The sequence below is a fragment of the Johannesbaptistia floridana genome (assembly GCF_057440575.1).
In genome coordinates, this window is sequence record NZ_JALKVM010000409.1 from 1 (window position 1) to 5,456 (window position 5,456).

Below are 5,456 nucleotides of genomic sequence, written 5' to 3' on the forward strand. Positions count from 1 at the left end.
TTTGCCGTATTACCTGATATGGTGGAATTGGTTATGCTTGCACTGTAAGAAAAGATACCTCCACCCCTATCCTCTGCCGTGTTACCTGATATAGTGGAATTGGTTATGTTTGTAGTAGCCGAATAAATACCTCCTCCAATATAATCAGACGTATTACTTGATATAGTGGAGTTCTTAATTACTGTATTATTATTAGAGTTGATTGCACCACCTAAAAAACTTGCACTTCCTCCCGTGAGAGTCAAGTTGTCTATAGTAAAACTACTTCCTTCTACATTAAATAGTCCAAAGGTATCATTCCCCTGAATCGTTACTCCTTCTGTTAAACTTGAGGCGTCTATCGTTAACTCATCAGTTACTGCTAATGTCCCACTCACCAAGGAAATTGTGCCATTGTTTAAAGATGAATTAAATTTAATTACATCTGGTCCTGTGGCTGTATTGGCCTGCGCAATTAATTCTCGTAAACTATTACTACCGGAATCTGCTAAACTTTCTACTGTAAAGGTCGCCATAATTCCTCAATCCTCATTTTCATTTGTCTGTTGTTTTATGTAGGGTTTTGTGTCGCGCGATACCATACACTAATCAAGTTAACAACTTTTTTGGGGTTAACTTTAATTTAATTTTATCATCACTAATCAAACGTAGATGATATTAAGTATAAAATATAACATTTATTTAAGTTGATCTGCTGTACTAAAAGGTTACTAAAAAATAACTGCAAAAATCTCGGGTTTGATCTTTGCAGTTATTTGGCTAATAATCTGAAACTTTTAAACTATAGCAATGAGCGTTGTACTGTTAACAATATTTATATTTACAGATCCCCCCAACCCCCCTTACTAAGGGGGGCTTTTCATCATTTTTGTCAACATCTATTGGCGAGCTTGCTATAGCTCAAATCTAGAGCCTGTAACAGGAACTAAGCCATATCGCCCACAAGAATATAATCGGTTTGAGTAAACTCAGTGGTATTTCTCAAGACGGCGAAAATAGCATTAGTATTGCTGTCTACAATATTCAGGTTGCCATTATTTACAAAAGTGTTTAGCTCAGCAAAATCAAGATCGCTGCTAAAGAGGTCTTCACCTCGAACAAAGTCATTGATGATATCTTTACCTTCCCCAGATAAGACCACAAAGGTATCGGCGCCATCTCCACCTAACAGGCGATCGCTTCCCGGTCCTCCTTCTAGGATATCGTCTCCGAGTTCACCTCTTAAGACGTCATTCCCTTCTAATCCTCTGATGGTATCATTATCATCAGTACCTATGAGGGTATCATTTAAGGCTGTTCCTTCAATCAGTGATGGTTCACCGATGTCTGGTTGTGAATTATCAAGGAGATAATCATCTTGAGTAAATTCAGTGATATTTCTCAAGACGGCGAAAATAGCATTAGTATTGCTGTCTACAAGATTCAGGCCGCTATTATTTACAAAAGTGTTGATAAAAGCAAAATCAAGGTCGCTGCTCAACACATCTTCACCTCGAACAAAGTCATTGATGATATCTTTACCTTCCCCAGATAAGACTACAAAGGTATCAGCGCCATCTCCACCGGTGAGGCGATCTCCTCCCGGTCCTCCATTTAGGGTATCGTTTCCTGCTTTACCTCTAAGGACGTCATTCCCTTCTAACCCTCTAATTGTGTCATCATTATGTTTACCTGTGAGTTTAAAATTAATATTTTTTGATCTTAATTTTAACCCTTTATATTAATAAAGCTGAAAATTTTTACAAATTAAATTAATGTAATAAATATAAATGTGTTTTTGTCTTGTAAGTAGTAGATTATGTTCTATAGCAAAAGAAGGGAGAGAACAGAGAATCAAGTATTATTACTTCAATTTACACCATAATGTCGAGAGAGTCTATCCAAGGTTTTAAAATTTGAGTAAATGTGGTAGTTTTACCCAAAGCTATTGACAATTCCGAAACTTTCTGTTTTGTTCCAGAGTTTGGCGATCGCCGATAGTCTCACATCTTCTACTGAGTTTAACCAAAGCTTAAACTCAAGATTACTAAATCTTAACCTTAGTCTTTTATATTGAGAAAGGTAAAAATTTTTACATTTTAAAATTAAAATAATGGCTAATGTTGAAACTATGTTTGAGGCGATCGCCTCTCAGACTGTATCTGAGTCTGAATTAGTAGGTTACGCTGAATTGCCTGCTGATACCTTCGCTGAAGGTCCATCCTCCGGTAACTTTATAGAAACTGATAACCGGGAAACTCCTTTTGATAGTCAACCTGTTCAAGGCTTCAGTGGTGTTCAATTTGCCGATGAAGATAGTTTCTGGTTCTTATCTGATAATGGATTTGGTAGTAAGAGTAATAGTGCTGATTACCTCTTAAGAATCTACCAAGTTGATCCCAATTTCGCAGGTTCTGAAAATGGTGATGGTACTGTAGAAGTAGAAAACTTTATTCAACTATCAGACCCTAATCAAATAGTTCCTTTTGATATTGTTAACGAAGGAACGAGCGATCGCCTTTTAACTGGTGCTGATTTTGATATTGAGTCTTTCGTTTTAGCAGAAGATGGCACTATTTGGGTTGGAGATGAGTTTGGACCCTTCTTACTACACTTCAACGGAGAGGGAGAGTTACTTGAAGTTTTTGATACCCCTAACATCACCAATTTAAACACCCTCAACGGTCAAGATCCCCTAGTAATTGCCCACCGTGGCGCTAGTGGTACTTTACCAGAGCATACTTTAGAAGCTTATGAACTAGCAATTGAATTAGGTGCAGATTTCATTGAACCTGACTTAGTTACTACTAGTGATGGTGTTTTAATTGCTCGTCATGAGCCCCTTTTAGATGATACGACTAATGTTGCTGAAGTGTTTGGCCCTGACCGTCAATCAACTAAAATCCTTGATGGAGTAGAAATCACTGGTTATTACGCCGAAGACTTTACTCTTGAAGAAATCAAACAATTAGGCGCAGTACAATCTCGTCCTTATCGTGACCAGTCTTTCAACGGTTTATATGAAATTCCTACCTTTGCTGAGGTTATTGACTTAGTACAAGCAGTAGAGGCAGAAACTGGAAAAGAAATTGGTATTTATCCTGAAACCAAGCATCCTACTTTCTTTGATAACCAGGGACTATCTTTAGAAGAAAAAGTAGTTGAGGAGTTAGTAAACCAAGGATTTACAGATCCTGACCGCATCTTTCTTCAATCTTTTGAAATTGAAAACCTCATTGATTTACAAGGATTATTAGATGCAGAAGGTATTGGTGATATTCCCCTAGTACAGTTATACGGTGATACGACTGAAAGTGCAGACCCTACTGATCCTTTTTCTGCCCCCTACGACGTTCGTTACAATGTTGAACAGGGTAATGATTTAGAAGCAATCTACGGCGATTTAGTTAATTTAGCTGATGGTGGCTTAACTGATGGCACTGTCTATGCTGATATAGACTCTCCTGAAGTGTTAGAGTGGATGAGTGATAACTACGCCGAAGGTGCAGGTCCTTGGAAAAATAACATTTTACTTAGGGAATCCTTAGATACTCCTGTAGATGGGGATGGCGATGGTAATGCTGAAATTACTACTCAGTTAACTGGTGAAATTACATCCTTTGTAGAAGATGCCCATGATGCAGGTTTACAGGTACATCCCTATACTATACGCGATGAAGAGATTTTCTTAACTCTCAATGCTGATGGAACTCCACAAACTCCTGAAGATGAGTATGAACAGTTAATTGAGGTTGGTTTTGACGGTTTCTTCTCGGATTTCCCTGGTACTGCTGTAGGTGTAGTTGAATCTGTAACGGGAGATTTAGTAATATCTCCTGATAACCCCTTCTTAGAAGAGGGTCAAGAGCCTAATTTATCTAGTTCTCGCGGCTTTGAAGGAATGGCCTTTAGTCCTGATCGCCAAACTATCTATCCTATGTTAGAGGGGACTGTAACAGGAGATCCTGAAGCTTCTTTACGTATCTACGAGTTTGATTTAACTACAGAAACCTTCGCTGAAGATTTAGCAGGCTTGTATCAAATGGATGCAGCTAATCATGCTATAGGAGATTTTACTCCCATCAATGAGAATGAATTCTTAGTTATTGAACGTGATGGCGGACAGGGTGAAGATGCTGAATTTAAGAAAATCTTCAAAATCGATATCTCTAATTTAGATGAAGATGGTTTTGTAGAAAAAGAATTAGTAGTTGATTTACTCGATATTGCAGATCCTAACGACCTCAATGGTGACGGTAGTACTGAATTTGACTTCCCCTTCGTAACTATCGAGGATGTTTTAGTTATTGATGAAAATACCATCTTAGTGGCCAATGACAATAACTATCCTTTTTCTATTGGCAGAGGTCCAGATATCGATAACAATGAAATCATCGAAATTGAATTACCTATTACTCTTGATTTAGATGAACGTTTAGGTATCGATGGTATTGATGGTGGTGAATCTGAACTTGTTCCTACTACTGTTTCTGGTTCTAGTGATGCTGACGAGTTTGACTCTGTATTGGGGACTAAAGGATTCATTGGAGAAGATCAAAATCTCTTTACTGGTAGTGGTGATGATACAGTTGATGTATCTCTAGCCGCAGGTGGCAACCGTATTGATTTAGGTAGCGATGATGATTTACTCTTTGCTGGTAGTAATAATCGTATCCTTGCAGGTTCCGGTGATGATATACTCTTTATGGGTAATGGTGACGGTAATAATGTTGTTACTGGAGAAGATGGCGCTGATCAATTCTGGTTGGTTACTGATACTCAAGAGTTAGTAGGTGAAGCTAATGTGATTACTGACTTTACTCCTGGAGAAGATGTCCTTGGCTTTGCTAATACTGAGTTGAGTTTTGCTGATTTAGATATCTCTTCTGTAGATGGTAATGCGGTAATTAATGGTTTAAATACTGATTTGGCAGTTCTTAATAATGTAGATGCTGATAGTCTTACTGCTGATAGTTTCGCTTTTGTTTAACCTCCTGTTGGTTAGATAAGTATATGATTTTAACCTCCCTTTACGGGAGGTTATTTTATTTTCAACCTTCTCATCTCAAACCATCAGATGTTTGATGTGATATAAAAATATGGTGCGTTACACTTCGCACTTCGCACCCTACTGGAACGTTTCATCTAAAACTGTGCATTAGGTAATTGATTTCGCCAACCTCTTCATAAGACTGATGTCCTTAGTTAAGCCTGTCTATTGCCCTATTTTAACTGAAACAGTCCACTACGGTTGCTAATTGATAATAATTATATTTTGTAGTAGGGGCGCAAGGCTTGCGCCCACACAAAGGCTTGCGCCCACACAAAGGCTTGCGCCCACACAAAGGCTTGCGCCCACACAAAGGCTTGCGCCCACACAAAGGCTTGCGCCCACACAAAGGCTTGCGCCCACACAAAGGCTTGCGCCCACACAAAGGCTTGCGCCCACACAAAGGCTTGCGCCCACACAAAGGCTT

At 38.7% G+C, this 5,456-nt stretch carries 3 protein-coding genes and 2 pseudogenes; 2 read left to right on the forward strand and 3 right to left on the reverse strand.

Annotation, left to right across the window (positions count from 1 at the left end):
- The 3 genes and pseudogenes from MW688_RS23305 to MW688_RS23315 form a co-directional block, all read right to left on the reverse strand.
- A partial coding sequence (locus MW688_RS23305) for a right-handed parallel beta-helix repeat-containing protein (protein ID WP_486738407.1) occupies positions 1-515 on the reverse strand: 515 nt, incomplete at its 3' end.
- 410 nt (positions 516-925) lie between these two features.
- Complete coding sequence (locus MW688_RS23310) at positions 926-1,483, reverse strand: calcium-binding protein (protein WP_486738408.1); 558 nt, start codon at positions 1,481-1,483, stop codon at positions 926-928.
- Between the two features lie 66 nt (positions 1,484-1,549).
- Positions 1,550-1,690 (reverse strand): annotated as a pseudogene (locus tag MW688_RS23315) (hypothetical protein); the annotation flags it as partial.
- A gap of 402 nt (positions 1,691-2,092) precedes the next feature.
- Here MW688_RS23315 and MW688_RS23320 point away from each other — a divergent pair.
- Positions 2,093-4,969, forward strand: a complete 2,877-nt coding sequence (locus tag MW688_RS23320; protein ID WP_486738409.1) for an esterase-like activity of phytase family protein — start codon at positions 2,093-2,095, stop codon at positions 4,967-4,969.
- 305 nt (positions 4,970-5,274) lie between these two features.
- Positions 5,275-5,456, forward strand: a pseudogene (locus MW688_RS23325) (hypothetical protein); the annotation flags it as partial.